A 16,469-nucleotide genomic window follows, 5' to 3' on the forward strand; every position below is an offset into this window, starting at 1 on the left:
GTCTATTCCAGCAAGAGGTGGCGGGCGAGGCCTTCGATGAAGGTTTCATTCTGGCCGTTGGGGTGGGCTTCGAAGGCCAGGTGCAGATATTCGTGAGTCAAATCGAGGCGATCCTGTAGCGAGAGCATGCCGCGCACATAGATGCGCTGGCGTTCGCGGTCGACATAGGGGCGGCCGAGGGCGAGGCGGCAGACGGCGAACGTGCTGACTTCGTTGTAGCCGATTTCGCTTTTAAGCCGAGGCCGCCAGCCGCGCCGCTGTTTTTGCAGCCAGTCTTGCGCGGCCGGCAATGCCTCGCAGGAGGCCACGGGGTTGTCCCAGCGGCTGAGGCTGGCGCGCGGATAGGCGTGCATCAGGATTGCATCGTAACGCTGGCCGGCATTGGCCTGATCGACGGCATGCAACCAGGAAAGTTTGTCCGGGCCCGATTGATCGGAGTGATAGGTGACGGTGCTGCCTGCAAGGATAAGGTCGCTGGTCCACGCGGCGATGTTGCGTGACTCAGCGGAGGCCGGCCGTGGAGCGACCCGTTGACGGCTGCTGCTGTCTTCGATGCTCAGGCATTCGCCGTTGCGCGTGGCGTTTTGCAGCAGATAGGTTCTGATTGCGATGGCCAGTGCTTTAGCCGCTTCAGCGGGCTCGGACTTCGCTTCACGCTGCAGGACGCGGGCGACGTATTCTTCACGATCCAGACGGGCCAGGAGTTTGTCGCCGACTCGATACAGCTCACCGTCACTGTGAATATCCAGCTGATTGCCATTAGCGAACTCGACGCGGTAGTCGCCCTGCAGCGCTCCGGCAGAAACAACCTGATTACCTGCCAGCACGCGTGCGATCGGATACCGGGAAAATAGCTCCACCTCGACGCATTGTCCCGCCTCTGCAGGCCGCTCAACCGGCAATGTTGACGACAGAGCCTCAGCATGATTGCGCAAAACCATCTGGCTGGTCCCGCGCCCACCGGCCCATATCGGCGTGCCATCGGCCAGCCATCCGGCAAATCCGCCCTGACGCGACGACGGATCCTGATCGCCCAGCCAGCTCCAGGTTTTTACTCGCAATCGGCCGCCCAGTTCACCGGCGACGTTGCCCTCCGCCGCGCTCAGTACCACGTCGAGCAACACCCGCCGGGCTTGGTCCTGCGCGGGCAGCGCCGCCAGCACCTTGAGCAATTCAGCCACTGAAACACGTGTCGAAGGTTGCAACAACGCCAAATCAAGCAACCATTCCGGGGACTGCCGCGTCTGCCAATATTGACGCCAGGCGACATCGGAAATCCCCAGCCGAGCCGGTTCAAAATACAAACCACAGGACTTCACCAACGCCTGATCGCGTTCGATGTTGCTGCCCGCAGTGCAGCAGTAGACTTCTTCCTTCGACTGACCGCGACAGGCGTAAGCAGGCTCATGCGCGCCGGCGTCCACCAGCCAGGCGTAGACGAATAACTTCCACAGACTGCCTAACGGCGCCTGCAGGTCAGCAGGCAATGGTTCGCGTGCAATGACCCGGGTTCGGTTTAACGACAGCAGCTCGCCCTTGAAGCCCAGTCGCAGTGGTTCTGCCTGCGCTGTCGCCAGCGCAGGCAGAAAGCACAACACGAAAACCAGCCATCCCCGTGCCATGTCAGTGCACCGTCACCTGACCCAGCGCCAGGTTTTGCTCCCGGGCCTGATGCTGTGGCGCATAGACCTGAGTGAAACGCACCGGCGGCAGATTGAACTGGCCCTTCTGCGAAAAACGCACGAGATGCCGCACGCGCAATTCACCACTCAAGGCATCCACCGGGACCGCATAGGCCATTTGTCCAGGTTCAAAACGTGCTTTTTCAAGCGCTGTCGGTTCGGTGCCAGCCTTGCCCATGAGCTTGATGCCCCACGTGGTGCGCTCGACGTCCGCACCCGGTGGCAGCGGCACTTCGAGCATGCCGTAGCGCAGCGGACTGGCGGCGTTGCTGGTGATGATCACTTCATCCAGATACAGACTGTCGCTGGACAACGGTTCGCTGCCGACCGCTTCCAGTTTGAAAGTAAACGCTTCGTCACCTGGCACCAGACGCGATAGACGACGGGTGATCGTCACCGGCATCGGATCCACCGGAGCCTGTTGGGTCTGGTAACTCAACGCGGCCCGCAGCGGACGCTCCTGGGTGCCGGCCAGGGACAACACACTCGGCACGGGCGCAGGCCCTTGCCACGTCCAATACATCTCGCCGCTGGCCCCGTGTTGTTTCTTCCAGCCCTCACCCGGCGCCAATGCGATAGTCGGCGAGGCCTGTTCAATGCTGCGTTGCAACCAGGTCAGCGCCAATGCCCGCTCCAGCGTCGATTGCTGTGGCAACACACGCTGCAACAAAGCTTTAGCGCGCGCCTGATCGAATGGCTGCAACGACAGGTTCAAGGCTTCGGCGAACGGGTGCGAACTGACCGCCAGGCGCTGTTGCGCATCTGCCGCCTGCCGATTGAACACGTCTGTAAAAGTGACCTGCGCCTGCCTGGCCAGAGAGGCGGTCAGCACGCGTGCAGCGGCCAGCCCGAGCGCCGAATCCGGATCGCTCATCACCAGACTTTCCGCACCATCCTCCATCAGGTTTGCGGCATGACCCGCGCCCCCCTTCTCCAGGTCTTCCATCAAACCGCTGAGCAAGGTATTCACCGGCAACTGCATCTGCTTGGCGAACGACAGAATCAATGCGCGCTGCAACAACGGCGTGTTGTTGGCCTGTTTCGCATACACCTCCAGCACCCGTTGCCAATGCTCGGGCGGCAGGCTCAGTTGCAGCGCTTTGCTCGCGTGCCAGTCGGCGTAATAAGCGTACGCGGTGAGGAACGCGTTCGGCTCGCCGTCCATGCCCCACCAGGTAAAGCTCGCAGACGGCCCGGCCATTTGCACCAGCCGCAGACGGCTGTTTTGCATGATCAGGCGCAAGCGATCGCGGATCTGCGGGTTCGACGACAAGGTCGGATACGCAATGCTCAACGGCAGCAAACGGCTGGCGGTTTGTTCGACGCCGCCATACGGATAGCTCAGCAAATCATCGAGTGCCGAGCGGAACAGTGCTTGCGGACTGTCATCCAGGCGCAGGCGAATATCCGTTGCGTCCGTCGGCAGCGTCAGCGGTGTGTCACCGCTGGCCACGTCCAGGCTTTGGTTTTGCGTAACCTGCCAGCCTTCGCCGGTCGAGGTCAGGCGCACAGCCAGGGCATCAGCGATTTTGCCGTCCTGCACCAGCTCAGCGGACCACTCGCCATTACTCAGTTCAAACGCGGGCAGTGCGATGTAGTTGATGCCGCTGTTCAACGTCACCGGCACTCGTTGCTCGGTGCCGGCGTAATGCATCACCAGCTCAGCCTTGACAGTTTTTTCCGACTGGCTGAAAGCGAACACGCCGAGGTCCGGTTTGTCGCCGCTGCGGAATTTGCTCGGGCCGCTCCACTTCAGGTACAGCGGTTTTTCCGAGCGCACGAACTGTTTCTTCTGCCCGACCTGGCCGTCATCGGCAATGGCGCGGGCGGTGATGCGCCAGCGGGTCAGCGAGTCCGGCATCTTGAAGGTGAAGCGGGTTTTGCCGTTGGCGTCCGTGAGCAATTCCGGCTGCCACGCCGCCGTGTCGACGTCTTCGCGACGCGGCCGCTCCAGCACTTTCACGCCACGCTCACTGCGATTGGCTTTGCCCGGAGCGCCGGGGCTGCCGGGCAAGGCAACGTCGTAGCTGATGAACGACAGGCTGGCGCTGGTGCGCACGTTGTTGCGGCGCGGGTGATAGAAGAACTGGTCGATGGTCGGCGCCACTTCCGGTTGCAGCGCGTAGACCATTTCGTCGACCACACTGACCGTCAGGTGCGCCGGCACCGGCTTGCCGGCGAACTGAGTGGTGAGGTCAACCGTCACTGTGTCACCTGGCTGATAAGCCTCTTTATCGGTGGCAATGGCGACGTCGATTTGCGGCGCGATCACTTTGATTCCGGCGTTCTGGAAGCTGTACTGACCGCCCTTGGTGTAGAGCACGGAAAAGGTCAGGTTCGGCGCAAAGTCGCCTTTCACCGGGATGCGCGCGCGGTACTGGGTCTCGCTGAGTTTTTCCGTCTTCAGCCAGTCGGCGCCTTTGGACAGCAGCGCCGTGGCCTCGACCTTGTCGCGCTCCAGTGACAGCAACGCATCGCTCACCGGTTCCGCAAAGGTGATCAGCGCCAGCGCCTCATCACCCGTTTTGTACTCTGGTCTGTCGAAAACGATTTCCACGGTGCCCGGCACGGCTTTGACGCCGTCGCCGGTGACCGAATGCCCGGTGGCGCCCAGCACCCGCCCGTGCTCGTCCTTCAGCGTCAGGTTGTAAGTGCCCGGGCGCTCGAAGGCCACATTGAAGCTTTTGTCACTGGCGGCGAGTTTGCCTTCGCCGGTCGACTGATCTTCCAGACGCACCCAACTGTAGAGGCTCGGCGTGACCGCTTTGCCCGGCTCGCTGCCACCTTCGTTCACATAGCTGAAAGCAACCTTGTCGCCCACTGCGCTGAAGCGCTGCGGTGCGCGCACGCTGAAACTCGCCGCGCCGCGATCAATCAGGATTTCCTTGGTGGTCTTGACCCGATATGCCGCGCCATCGCTGGCAAAAACCGTGAGCATGTAGCGGCTCGGTTTATCCGCAGCAGGCAGATCGAGGGTGGCGTTGCCCTTGCCGTCAGTGGTCAGCTCGGTGCTGGTCAGCTCCACCGGAAATTGCCCGAGGTATTGCAACTCGTTGTCGACCATCGACAGTTGCTGGGCTCGCAGGCTCAACGTCAGTTTGGCATCGGCCACCGGTTTGCCGTCCGGGTACAGCAGCACCAGACTGCCTTTGACCGCTTCGCCGGTGCGGTAATCCTGCTTGGCCAGGTTCAAGGAAATTTCGAAGTGCGGCTTGATGTATTCGGCCACGCGAAAGGCGCTGCTGTAGGCCTGGTCCTTGTAGCTGAAACGCAACTCGTAACCTCCCGCGACCGCGTTGTCCGGCAACTGGAAACGCCCTTGCGTGCCGGCCTTTGAATCGAGTTTCAGCGCCAGCGACTGCAGCGCGGTGCCGGTAGCGTCGAGCACCGTGACATTGACGTCAGCGGCGCTCGGCAGGACCGAATCCCGGGCATTCTTGAACTCGCGACCGAGGATTTTCAGCGACACCCAATCACCCGGTCGATACAGCGGCCGGTCGGTGAAGGCATAGAGTTTGGTGTCGTAGATTTCGCTGTCGTAGTAGAAGTTTTCCGACACGAACACACCGCCCTCCTCATCCTCGCCGATGACGAATGAACGCTCGGGGCTGACGTGTTCCAGACGCAACAAACCCTCGGCATCGGTAACGCCGCTGCTCATCACGCCGAGGCCATCAGTCCACAGCACATTGACCTTCGGCACCGAACTGCCTTCATGCTTGCGCGCAGCCCATACCAGCAGTTCATCGCCGGCAATCTTGCTCACTGCCACGGTGTTGGAGACAAACACCATGGTGGTCGCGCGGTATTTGCCGATCAACGCTTCGACCAGGTACAGGCCTGGTTTCAGATTGCCCAACGGGATGTACACATTGCCCGGCGCGACGCTGACGAATTCGCTGGAAGATCCGTCGAGGTTGACGCCCGGTGGCGGCTGAATCGGCTTGGCCTGCCATAGCGGATAACGAAACTGACTGACGACCGGCAACCCTGGAATCAAGGCAAATTGCGGTTGCGCGTCGTAAGGCGTCGGCGCGGCCATCGCGGCGCCCATTTTCAGCTCGGGCACTTCCTCGGTGACCTGCTTGCGCGATTCGTAGGAAAACGCCCGCTGCATGACGCGACGGGATTTGCGGTACCAGTTGTCCCACAGGTACGCGAGCGTGTTCGACAACCCTTCACCCTTGAACTGACCGTCGCTGACCACGCGGTGCAGGTTCTTCTGGCGCTTGAGAAAATCCAGCGGCTTGTCGATACGGTACACGCGAATGTCGGCGCCGCCATAAGGCTCCATGCGGAACCGGCGATAGTCGCGACCGGGCGCTTCAAGGCGCACCCTCGCCTGTTCGTCGCTGGCGAAACTGCTGTCGGCCAGCAGGAAGAAACTCTCACCGGCGACCGGCGTGTAGCCGCTTGGCGCAACGGAGTCGTCAGCATTGGCCGCCGAAAAAGGCAGCAAGGCGACTAACAATAAAGGCAGGAAATGCAGCATGCGGGCACCGATCATTGGGAGAGGAAGTTCAGTCGATAGACGCCGATGAAGTTTGGGTTGGCTGCGTCGGGTATCCATCGGGTGTCCTTCCATGTCATGAGTTGCTGCAGGCTCGCGGAGCGCATGCCGTTGTCTGTGGGAGTGGTTGTGCCGGTGTGATAGGCGATGAAGCGGCCCATCCAGATCATCAGGTGCTGGTCGTCGCCCTGATCGAAAAACATCAGGTCGCCGGGCCGCGCCTGGGCGACATCGCGGCCGACCAGATGGCTGTTGAACTGAATCAGTTTGATTGCGTTGACGTAGGGCCCGACCTTGCCGCCGCCTTGCTGCCACTGCTGGGCAAGACCGCGTTGCGCGTCAGTCAATTGCAGCTCGGGCGGCAGATAACGGTTGGACAGGCCATTGCTGCGCAGCCACTTGTCGTCATGGACTTTCAGCGCTTCGTTGGCGGCGAAGCGCACCAGCCCGGCGCAGTCCTGCTGATACCAGCGCGGGCTCGGGCCTTGAGTCAGTTGTTCTTGAGCGATGCGCACGAACCAGGCGCGAAAAACCTGGGATTGCTGCGGATCAAGAGGCGCCGCCTCCACAGCAAACGCGCGACTGCTGAGCAAAATCGTCAGCAAACCGAGGCTGCGGATGAATGCACTCACAGTGCTTTCCATTCCAGCGGCAGCCATTGCCAGTGGCCGTCGGGCTCGCTGCCTTCAGGCAAGGTCAGCGCATATTTGCCGTAACCGCCGAGCGTGCGCAGTTTCGGGATCAGGTAGGTTTGCGCAGCGTTGTAGAACACCGGTTCCATGTCCTGCGGCAGGCTGTCGAGGATTTCCTGTTGCATCAGTTGCGCCATCGAGTCCGGGCCGAAATAGACCGGCATCAGCAGGTCTTTGGGCACCACGTCGGCCATCGGCGGGAAGCGTTTGTCGAGCGTGCCGAGGGCCTTGTCGACCAGTTTGTCGTCGAGGGAGAACAGCAGCGTCGAGCCATGGCGCGCGAGGCTGACTTTCATGAACGCCTTGCCGGTGATTGCGTCCGGATTCTCGGCCTCCTGGGCTTTGTAAGGACCGAAATTGGAACTGACCTGACGCTGCCATTGATGGCTCTGACCTTCCTGCTTCTCGATCACTGGAAAAGCGTGCGCTTCGACATTCTTTTCGTAGGCGCCAACCATCGAGCCGAACAGATTGCCCAGGTCGCCATCGAGTTTGGCGCTGTCATCATCGTTCAGACTGGCCACCAGCAGCGGCGTGTACAACCGCGAATCGGCGTACCAGCACAGGCCCGCCGCGCCGGCCATGTGTTCGGTCAGCGCCTGAGCGACGGCTTCTTCGGCACCCAGCTTTATCAGCAGCGGTTTTTGCTGTTCAGCGGCCAGCGGCAAGGTCACGCAAGCACTCGCGCCCATGGGCATGGCTTGCCAGACCGGTTTGAAATCGAAATCCGCCTGGTTTTCCAGCTCATCCATGGCGAGAAAACTGTGCCAGCCCTTGTCGTCCATGTCGAAGCGCAGGCCGGCGAAGTTCGGAATGAAGCGCTGATAACCCATCGCCAACACACCGGAATTGACTGAAAGGCGTTGCTTCACTTCCGGCAAACGGGGTTGCAGGCCGAAGGCTTCGGGGAACAACTTGTCGCCGTTGAGCAATGCGGCGAACGCCTTAATCGAAACGCTGCCCGGCTCCTTGGACGAAATGCTGTCTGAATCATAGAGTTTGCCTGGATTGGACAGCACCACCAGTTTGTCGCCGTGGGAGGCGAACAGCAGCGCCTTGCTGGCGCTGTAGCTCAGTTGATAAAGCGCTACGTCATCTGAGCCGACTTTCAGCTCGCCGATTTTGCTCAGTTGTGTGTCATCCAGCGCCACTTTCGCCAGCGGCTCCAACACCTTGGCCAGCCCTCCGCGATCCATCACCAGCAGGAAATCCTTGAGCCGACCATCCGCGCCGCGCCACAGCGCGACGTCCGCCGGTTGATTGAAAAGCTGCTCGATCAGGCTGTCCTGCAACTTCAGGTCATGCTCGTAAATGATCCGCCGCAGACTGCCAATCAAGCCGAGACGATCGGCATGGGTTTGGTAATAGAAAACGAAATCTTCGGTGAGGGTTTCCTTGAGCAACGGCACCGCCAGCAGATCCTTGGGCAACTGGCTCAGTGAATGGGTTTCGAGCAGACCGTCCGGGCGGCTCATGCCCAGTTTGTCACTGGCCAATTCAGCCAGCGGGGCTCGCGGTTTGTGCATGAACCAGCCCATCCCGGCTGCGACGCCCGCCACCAGGCACCCAACGATCAGCAACGCCGGCCAGCGCCGTGAAGGGTTGGCCGCAGGTACGGCGGCGGCCGGTGAAACAGGGTTATCACTCATGTTCTCGCTCATCTTCCCAAAGCTCTACAGTTCATCCGTGGAGCGGGATGCTTAATAGTTGAAAGTCTTGACCGGCAGCAAGTCACCGATCGCGCGCAGGGGCACGATGAAGGTCTCGCGTTTTTCGTCGACGGTGTTTTCGTTCAGCACCAGATTAATCTGCGAGGTGATCACCTCGTTCTGGTTGCTGGTCTCCTCGAAGTTATAGCCGCCGCTGCCGAAGTTGCCCCAATAGTTCACGTAAACCAGATAAGTGCCGCGCATTGGCGCAGTCATGGTGAACATTTCCGGACCGGGACCGTCGACGCCGTCCGGGTCGAGGCCGCCGCCGTTGCTCATTGCCGGGCGTGCCCAGAAAGCGTGCTGGCCGTCGGGGGTGATGATGTGCAGGTCGAGTTCGGCTTTCGGATCGTCCCAACCGAGCACCACGCGAATTCGCGCCGGCGTGCGCAGATTGTTGGCTTCGTAGAATTGAACGCGCTTGAGGGACTGGCCTTGCGTGTTGCGCACTTCGACGCTGTTGGAACCGGCGCCAAAAGCATAGGGTCGAGCGAAACGGCCCTGGTCGTCGGTATAGAGATTCAGTGGACTGCCGTTGACGGCCAGTGTATGCGGCCCGCGTTGGGTGCCGAAGGCTTTGAGCTGACCCTGGATCATGGTGCGATTGCGCTGGATGCCGCGATCGATGGGTGGCGTGGGATAAGCGACTTGAGGATTTTCGCTGCGATCAAGCAGGCCATTGTAACGCCAGCCGCCGATCGGTTCCGAGAGCTCAGCAGTCGGCCCGGCCCAGGCAGCGGTCGCGCAGGCCAGGCCGATCAGCAGTAGAAGAAATGAACGCATGTGTTGCTCCTGCCATGCACAAACGAAACCTTGCGCCCGATCCTCGGCGCGTGACAGATCCAAAAACTGTGTTTCGTCAGAAAGACCCGTGACTATCAGGGTCGTAGATGCGGCGAAGATTAGCCAGTTGGCTGGTTTTTAACAATCGGCAACAGACCATGTCCCGGATTGAAGCGGTACTGGGCGAGGCGCGCTTCTGGCAAGCGCACCGGGAGTCCGCGTTAACGGCGCAGCAGAGCAAAGTGCTGAATCGCTTGCTCGATGGCGGGGAACGCGGTTTCGGGCAGGGCCTCAGTGCGTCGCAGTATCAGGCTGTGGCAAAAGTATCGAAGGCCACGGCAACCCGCCATCTGGGTGAATTGCTGGAAAAAGGCTGTGTGCAAAAATTGCCTGGTGGCGGGCGCAGTACCCGCTATCAAATCAGCTATCTCCATGACCCAACACGATGACCTGTTGCAGCACGCATCTGTGGCGAGGGGGCTTGCCCCCGTTCGGCTGTACTGCAATCGGAATTCGCTGCAGGCGGTATGTCTGATGAAACCTGGTGTCTGGGTTTAGGCCCGCTGCGCGGACCAACGGGGGCAAGCCCCCTCGCCACAGGGGTCGAATTCACTCCTGAGATAGAGGCCAAAAATCCCGCTCATTTGCCCATAACCCCCATGTCTGCTAGTGTCGCGCCGGTTTAACGACAACCGGAAATAGCCGCCATGGCCCGCAAAAAAGCTGCACTGGATTTCGAACAATCTCTAGCTGACCTGCAAACGCTGGTAGAGCGTCTGGAGAATGGCGAATTGTCGCTGGAAGACTCGCTGACAGCTTTCGAGCAAGGCATAGGCTTGACCCGCGATTGTCAGGCAGCGCTGGCTCAGGCCGAGCAGAAGGTCCAGGTACTGCTGGAGCGTGATGGCGAGCTGGCCGAGGAACCTTTCGACGCGGATGAGCCGGAATGATCGCAGCGTATTCGGCGTCCAGCCAGGCCCGCGTCAATGCTGCACTCGAAAGCCTGTTCAGTGCGCCCGGCCCTGAACTCGCGCGGCTTTACGAAGCAATGCGCTACAGCGTGATGAATGGTGGCAAACGCGTGCGGCCTCTGCTGGCCTACGCCGCCTGCGAAGCATTGGGTGGCAAAGCCGAACAAGCCAATGGCGCCGCCTGCGCTGTCGAACTGATCCACGCTTATTCGCTGGTGCACGACGATCTGCCGGCCATGGACGATGACGATTTGCGTCGGGGCCTGCCGACCACCCACAAGAAATTCGACGAGGCCTGCGCGATTCTTGCCGGCGACGGCCTGCAAAGCCTCGCCTTCAGCGCGCTGCTCGACCCACGCTTGAACACTTCTGATGCCGAAATCCGCCTGCAAATGGTCAGCGCACTTGCCCTTGCGGCAGGCCCTGCCGGCATGGTCGGCGGGCAAGCGATCGACCTCGGCTCGGTCGGTCTGAAACTCGATCAGAAAGCCCTCGAATACATGCACCGGCACAAGACTGGCGCGCTCATCGAAGTCAGCGTCAAGCTCGGCGCTCTGGCCAGTGGCCGCGCAGAGAAGGATGAACTCAAATCCCTGAAAAATTACGCCCTGGCGATCGGCCTGGCCTTTCAGGTGCAGGACGACATCCTTGACGTTGAAAGCGATACCGAAACCCTGGGCAAACGCCAGGGTGCCGACATCGCGCGGGACAAGCCGACCTACCCGGCTTTGCTCGGCCTGGCCGACGCCAAGGCTTACGCACTGGAGCTGCGCGATCAGGCGCTGCACGCGCTGCGACCGTTTGACGCGGCTGCCGAGCCGTTGCGTGATCTGGCCCGTTATATCGTCGACCGGCGCAGCTGATGGCGTATCCGCCAAAAAAGACCAACGCGTGGGCAGGGGCCGATGCATCAGGTAAACTGCCGCATCTTCTATACCTATAACGATTCGCCTGATGCCCACGACGTTTCATGAGATTCCCCGCAAGCGCCCGACCACGCCCCTGCTCGACCGTGCCAATACGCCGGACGGGCTACGCCGGTTAGGCGAAGCCGAGCTGGAAACCCTGGCCGATGAATTGCGCCTGGAATTGCTCTATACGGTCGGTCAGACCGGTGGGCATTTCGGTGCAGGCCTGGGCGTCATCGAGCTGACCATCGCGCTGCATTACGTTTTCGACACCCCGGACGACCGGCTGGTGTGGGACGTGGGTCATCAGGCCTATCCGCATAAGATCCTCACGGGTCGCCGCGAGCGCATGGGCACCCTGCGCCAGAAGGATGGCGTCGCTGCCTTCCCGCGCCGTTCCGAGAGTGAATACGACACCTTTGGCGTCGGCCACTCCAGTACCTCGATCAGTGCAGCGCTGGGCATGGCTATCGCCGCCCGCCTGCAGAACAGTGATCGCAAGGCCATCGCAGTGATCGGCGATGGTGCGTTGACCGCCGGCATGGCTTTCGAGGCGCTCAACCATGCGCCGGAAGTGAATGCCGACATGCTGGTGATCCTCAATGACAACGACATGTCGATCTCGCGCAACGTTGGCGGATTGTCGAATTACCTGGCGAAAATTCTTTCCAGCCGCACTTACGCGAGCATGCGCGAGGGCAGTAAAAAAGTACTGTCGCGTCTGCCCGGCGCGTGGGAAATCGCCCGTCGCACCGAGGAATACGCCAAAGGCATGCTGGTTCCCGGCACGCTGTTCGAAGAGCTGGGCTGGAACTACATCGGCCCGATCGACGGCCACGATCTGCCGACCCTGATCGCCACCTTGCGCAACATGCGCGATCTCAAAGGCCCGCAATTTCTTCACGTGGTGACCAAGAAAGGTAAAGGCTTCGCCCCGGCAGAAGTGGACCCGATCGTTTACCACGCCATCACCAAGCTTGAACCCGTCGATGCACCCGCCGCGCCGAAACTGGCCAGCGGGCCGAAATACTCCGGCGTATTCGGTCAGTGGTTGTGCGACATGGCCGAAGCGGATTCACGTTTGGTCGGTATCACCCCGGCGATGAAAGAAGGCTCCGATCTGGTAGCCTTCAGCGAACGCTTCCCGCAGCGCTATTTCGATGTGGCGATTGCTGAGCAACATGCCGTAACACTTGCAGCCGGCATGGCCTGTGAAGGCGCAAAACCTGTGGTCGCCATTTACTCGACGTTCCTGCAACGCGGTTACGACCAGTTGATCCATGACGTCGCCGTACAAAACCTCGACGTGCTGTTCGCCATCGACCGCGCCGGTCTGGTGGGCGAAGACGGCCCGACTCATGCGGGCAGTTTCGATCTGTCGTACCTGCGCTGCATCCCTGGCATGCTGGTCATGACGCCCAGTGATGAGAACGAACTGCGCATGATGCTCACCACCGGCCACCTGCACAATGGCCCGGCCGCGGTGCGTTATCCACGCGGCAATGGTCCGAACGCCACCATCGAGAAAGAGCTGCAAGCGATTGAAATCGGCAAAGGCGTTGTTCGTCGTCAGGGTAAAAATGTTGCCCTGCTGGTATTCGGCGTGCAGTTGGCCGAAGCGCTGAAAGTCGCCGAAACGCTGGACGCGACCGTGGTCGACATGCGTTTCGTCAAGCCGCTGGATGAGGCGCTGGTTCGTGACATGGCCGGCAGCCATGAGCTGCTGGTGACGATTGAAGAGAACGCGATCATGGGCGGCGCCGGCGGTGCGGTCAGCGAGTTCCTCGCCCGCGAGAACATCCTCAAGTCGATGCTGCACCTGGGCCTTCCGGACAGCTATGTCGAGCACGCCAAGCCCGCACAAATGCTGGCCGAATGTGGGCTGGATGAGGCTGGTATCGAGGCGTCGGTGCGCGAGCGGATGCAGTTGCTGGACCTCTAAACCTCAGACCTACGCAGACCCCCTTGTGGGAGCGGGCTTGCTCGCGAATGCGCAGTGTCAGTCAGCCTATAGTTGACTGGCCCGGCGCTTTCGCGAGCAAGCCCGCTCCCACATTTGATTTGTGCTCCCCTTAAGTTCCGATGGACTGCCGATGAAACTCTCTCCCCTCGCCCTGTCGCTTGCGCTCCTGCCCGCTGGCCCACTGCTCGCCGACACCTTCGAGCGCGATCAAGCGCTGAAGCTGCCCGATGTGCTGATCAGTGCCAACCGCCAGGTGGAAGCTCGCAACGACAGCAGTGCCGCCAACACCGTGTTCACCCGCGAAGACATCGACCGTTTGCAGCCAGGCAGCGTCACCGACCTGCTGCAGCGCGTGCCGGGTGTGCAAGTCGGTCAGACCGGCGGGCGTGGCAGTTTGCCGGGGATCTACATTCGCGGGACCAAGTCCGCGCAAAGCCTGGTGCTGGTGGACGGTCAACGCATCGGCAACTCGACCTCCGGCGACAGCAATCTGCAGCACATCAACATCGAACAGGTCGAGCGCGTGGAAGTGCTGCGCGGTTCGCGTTCGGTGATTTACGGCAGCGATGCGATTGGCGGGGTGATCCAGATTTTCACCCGGCGTGGCGGCGAGCAGGGCCTGCAACCGCGCTTGCACGCAGGCTTTGGCAGCAACCAGAGGTGGGAACGCAGTGTCGGACTGTCTGGTGGCGACGGTAAGACCCGCTTCAACCTCGGTGCCAGCCTCGATGAAACCGCCGGGATCGACCGCACTCATGAGTCGTATCCGAGCGACGGCGATCACGATGAATACCGCAATAAATCACTGAGCCTCAGCCTGAGCCACGCCCTCACCGACGACATCGAAGTCGGCGCGAACCTGTTGGATAACCGCGGCAAAAACGCCTTCGACAACCCGTTCGGCCGCTTCGATATGGACACCTTCGAATCCGTACAAGAGCAGCCGTACAACGATTTCACTGTCAGCGGTTTCAGCAGTTACGTTGACGCGCGGATCAATGATCATTGGCAAACCCGTGTCGAACTGGGCCACAGCGAAAATCGCGAAGAGACTTTCGACAAACTCAGCGACGAGCGCAGCGTGTTCAACACCTACCGCGATTCCGTGAACTGGCAGAACGACCTTACTCTCGATGCACGCAACAGCCTGATCGTTGGCGGCGACTGGTATGAAGACCGGGTCAACAGCAGCACTGCTTTTGACGAGGACAGCCGCTGGAACCGCGCGGCGTTCATTCAGCATCGGTATCAGGCGGACAGCTTCTCCACTGAGTTGGGACTGCGCCGCGATCAAAACCAGCAGTTTGGCGGCCAGAACAGTTGGAGCGGCACTCTCACGCTGCCGTTGAATTCCAACAACGATGTGTTGTTGAGCTACAGCGAAGGTTTCCGTGCACCGACTTTCAACGATTTGTATTACCCGGATTTCAGCAACCCGGACCTCAAGCCGGAAACCTCGAAAAGCTACGAGTTGCAATGGCGCAGCCAGCTAACTGAAGGCAGTCGTCTCGAAGCATCGCTGTATCGCACAGACCTGCAAGACGCGATCATTTTCGGCAGCAACTCGCGGCCGCAGAACGTTGCCTCCGCCCGTATCAATGGCTTCGAAGCGGCACTCAAGCAGGAAGTGTTCGGCTGGCAGAGCAACCTCGGGGTGGCAATCATTGATCCGCGTGATCGTGACAGCGGGCATACGCTGGCTCGCCGTGCGCGGCGGACATTGAGTTGGGACCTGGATCGGCAGTTTGACCGGCTCGGGCTCGGCGCGAGCTGGCAAGCGGTCAGCAGCAGCTATGACGACGAGAACAATCTGCAGCCATTGGGCGGTTATGCGCTGCTCGGCTTACGCAGCAGCTGGGCACTGAATCGCGAGATCAAGCTGGATTTGAAAATCGATAACGTTCTGGACAAGGGTTACAGTCGCGCGTTGTACAGCCATGACGGCGGCCAGTACGGATACCGCGAGGAAGGTCGGGCATTCATGTTCGGAGTGACCTGGACACCTGAACCCTGAAAGCTGTCCGATCACCTGTAGCGAGGGGGCTTGCCCCCGCTGGGCTGCGAAGCGGCCCCAAACTTGTCAGAGATTGACTTCAAATCAAATCGCATCCGCCTGGTTTGCGACTGCTGCACAGTCGAGCGGTGGCAAGCTCCCTCGCCAAAAGTCAGCGATCAGGCTGGATCAGGTGGCAGAGTTCGACAGTCGCTGCAATCATCTGCCCGCTCGGGCGTTCGAGGCCTTTATTGGTCAGCATGAGCAATTGCCCGTGCCGAACAGCCGCCACCTGCGGCCAGGCCTTCCAGGCATCGAGCTGCGCCTGATCGCTGGCCAGGATCACCTGCGGATCACGCAGCAGCACCGCTTCGACGCTGATCTGCGGCGCGGGCAGCGTCAGGTCGGCAAACACATTGCGCGCACCGCAAACCTGCAACGCATCGCTGATGATCTGTCCGCCACCGACGGTATACAGTGGCCGATCCCAAACCTGATAAAACACCCGTAGAGGCTGATCGCGTCTGTAGCGTTCGCGCAATGACTCGAGGCGCTGACGCAAAGCCGCAGCCAGGGAAATACCACGTTCGGCGCGACCAAGTTGTACGGCAATCGCTTCGATATGCTCGGTCAGTTGATCAAGGTTGTGCGGTTCGGCGACGTAAGTAGGAATGTTCAAACGCTTGAGCTGCTCACGCTGGGCCGGGCCGACACTGTCGGGCCACAGCAGCAGCAGATCGGGCCGCAGGCTGAGCAGTTGTTCCATGTCCAACTGACCATAACGGCCTACAGTGGGCAGGCCTTGCAGTTCGGCTGGACGCTCGCCGGCGTCCAACACACCCACCAGCAGATCGGCAGACCCCAGTTCTACAACGATTTCGGAGAGAGACGGTGCGAGGCTGACGACCCGCTCGACGGCATGCGCCGAAGCGCCCAAGGCAAGCAGCAGAATCGCCAGCCCACTGCGGAGCATCAAGCGAGTTGACGCGGGATACGGTAGAGGTAGAACAGCACGGCGGTGGACAGCGCCAGCAACATCAGCGGCACTGCTTCCAGCCCGACAAATACCGCGAGGGCGCCGATCCACGCGGGCAGCCCGGCAGCGATAAACGCCGCTCGGCGTTTGGCAGCCAGGGCGATCCAGGCGGCAGGTTCTTCAGGGGTGTCGAGGGCTTTTTGCGTGGCGATCAGGCCGTGTTTATAGCCACCAAAAAACTTCAGGCTGACAAACATCGAAGCCATACCGGCAATGAACATC

Annotated in this window: 11 protein-coding genes and 1 pseudogene; 5 read left to right on the forward strand and 7 right to left on the reverse strand. The window is 60.7% G+C overall.

Annotated elements, in window-relative coordinates; all coding sequences use genetic code 11:
- Positions 1-2: 2 nt before the first annotated feature.
- The 5 genes from F8N12_RS03670 to F8N12_RS03690 are packed head-to-tail and all read right to left on the reverse strand — an operon-like array spanning position 3 to position 9,376.
- Positions 3-1,622, reverse strand: coding sequence for a DUF2300 domain-containing protein (locus tag F8N12_RS03670; protein ID WP_150579214.1), 1,620 nt, complete (start codon positions 1,620-1,622; stop codon positions 3-5).
- A 1-nt stretch (position 1,623) separates the two neighbouring features.
- A complete protein-coding gene (locus F8N12_RS03675) occupies positions 1,624-6,189 on the reverse strand; it encodes an alpha-2-macroglobulin family protein (protein ID WP_150579215.1) in 4,566 nt (1,521 codons plus the stop codon).
- The gene (locus F8N12_RS03680; RefSeq protein WP_150579227.1) at positions 6,186-6,836 is read right to left on the reverse strand and encodes a DUF1175 domain-containing protein; all 651 of its coding nucleotides are present in this window, start codon (positions 6,834-6,836) and stop codon (positions 6,186-6,188) included. The genes F8N12_RS03675 and F8N12_RS03680 overlap by 4 nt, the downstream gene beginning before the upstream one ends.
- Positions 6,821-8,533: a DUF2138 domain-containing protein gene (locus F8N12_RS03685; protein WP_150579216.1), complete on the reverse strand. Its 1,713-nt coding sequence runs from the start codon at positions 8,531-8,533 to the stop codon at positions 6,821-6,823. Before F8N12_RS03685 ends, F8N12_RS03680 begins: the two co-directional genes overlap by 16 nt.
- 51 nt (positions 8,534-8,584) lie before the next feature.
- Positions 8,585-9,376, reverse strand: a complete 792-nt coding sequence (locus F8N12_RS03690; protein WP_150579217.1) for a YfaP family protein — start codon at positions 9,374-9,376, stop codon at positions 8,585-8,587.
- A 164-nt stretch (positions 9,377-9,540) separates the two neighbouring features.
- Here F8N12_RS03690 and F8N12_RS03695 point away from each other — a divergent pair.
- The 5 genes and pseudogenes from F8N12_RS03695 to F8N12_RS03715 all read left to right on the forward strand — a co-directional run.
- Positions 9,541-9,825, forward strand: a pseudogene (locus tag F8N12_RS03695) (DUF4172 domain-containing protein); the annotation flags it as partial.
- A gap of 258 nt (positions 9,826-10,083) precedes the next feature.
- Positions 10,084-10,326: an exodeoxyribonuclease VII small subunit gene (locus F8N12_RS03700; RefSeq protein WP_016772991.1), complete on the forward strand. Its 243-nt coding sequence runs from the start codon at positions 10,084-10,086 to the stop codon at positions 10,324-10,326.
- Positions 10,323-11,210, forward strand: coding sequence for a polyprenyl synthetase family protein (locus F8N12_RS03705; protein ID WP_150579218.1), 888 nt, complete (start codon positions 10,323-10,325; stop codon positions 11,208-11,210). Before F8N12_RS03700 ends, F8N12_RS03705 begins: the two co-directional genes overlap by 4 nt.
- Positions 11,211-11,301: 91 nt before the next feature.
- Positions 11,302-13,197, forward strand: coding sequence for a 1-deoxy-D-xylulose-5-phosphate synthase (gene dxs / locus F8N12_RS03710; protein WP_150579219.1), 1,896 nt, complete (start codon positions 11,302-11,304; stop codon positions 13,195-13,197).
- A gap of 151 nt (positions 13,198-13,348) precedes the next feature.
- Entirely contained in the window at positions 13,349-15,232 is a 1,884-nt protein-coding gene (locus F8N12_RS03715) for a TonB-dependent receptor domain-containing protein (RefSeq protein ID WP_150579220.1), read from the forward strand.
- 151 nt (positions 15,233-15,383) lie between these two features.
- Here the strand turns inward: F8N12_RS03715 and F8N12_RS03720 are convergent, their stop codons facing one another.
- Both F8N12_RS03720 and F8N12_RS03725 read right to left on the reverse strand, forming a co-directional pair.
- Positions 15,384-16,184 (reverse strand): cobalamin-binding protein, encoded by an 801-nt coding sequence (locus F8N12_RS03720; RefSeq protein ID WP_150579221.1) that lies wholly within the window; start codon positions 16,182-16,184, stop codon positions 15,384-15,386.
- On the reverse strand, positions 16,184-16,469 hold a 286-nt coding region (locus F8N12_RS03725; protein WP_150579222.1), incomplete at its 5' end, for an MFS transporter. The genes F8N12_RS03725 and F8N12_RS03720, both read right to left, overlap by 1 nt.

It is taken from the genome of Pseudomonas fluorescens, from assembly GCF_902497625.1.
Taxonomy (GTDB): Bacteria; Pseudomonadota; Gammaproteobacteria; order Pseudomonadales; family Pseudomonadaceae; genus Aquipseudomonas; species Aquipseudomonas fluorescens_BQ.

What these genes read in the sequence shown, in the direction of transcription:
- F8N12_RS03670 (WP_150579214.1), bottom strand. Translation starts at nt 1,622, where the DNA reads ATGGCACGGGGATGGCTGGTTTTCGTGTTGTGCTTTCTGCCTGCGCTG.
- F8N12_RS03675 (WP_150579215.1), bottom strand. Translation starts at nt 6,189, where the DNA reads ATGATCGGTGCCCGCATGCTGCATTTCCTGCCTTTATTGTTAGTCGCC.
- F8N12_RS03680 (WP_150579227.1), bottom strand. Translation starts at nt 6,836, where the DNA reads ATGGAAAGCACTGTGAGTGCATTCATCCGCAGCCTCGGTTTGCTGACG.
- F8N12_RS03685 (WP_150579216.1), bottom strand. Translation starts at nt 8,533, where the DNA reads ATGAGTGATAACCCTGTTTCACCGGCCGCCGCCGTACCTGCGGCCAAC.
- F8N12_RS03690 (WP_150579217.1), bottom strand. Translation starts at nt 9,376, where the DNA reads ATGCGTTCATTTCTTCTACTGCTGATCGGCCTGGCCTGCGCGACCGCT.
- F8N12_RS03700 (WP_016772991.1), top strand. Translation starts at nt 10,084, where the DNA reads ATGGCCCGCAAAAAAGCTGCACTGGATTTCGAACAATCTCTAGCTGAC.
- F8N12_RS03705 (WP_150579218.1), top strand. Translation starts at nt 10,323, where the DNA reads ATGATCGCAGCGTATTCGGCGTCCAGCCAGGCCCGCGTCAATGCTGCA.
- dxs (WP_150579219.1), top strand. Translation starts at nt 11,302, where the DNA reads ATGCCCACGACGTTTCATGAGATTCCCCGCAAGCGCCCGACCACGCCC.
- F8N12_RS03715 (WP_150579220.1), top strand. Translation starts at nt 13,349, where the DNA reads ATGAAACTCTCTCCCCTCGCCCTGTCGCTTGCGCTCCTGCCCGCTGGC.
- F8N12_RS03720 (WP_150579221.1), bottom strand. Translation starts at nt 16,184, where the DNA reads ATGCTCCGCAGTGGGCTGGCGATTCTGCTGCTTGCCTTGGGCGCTTCG.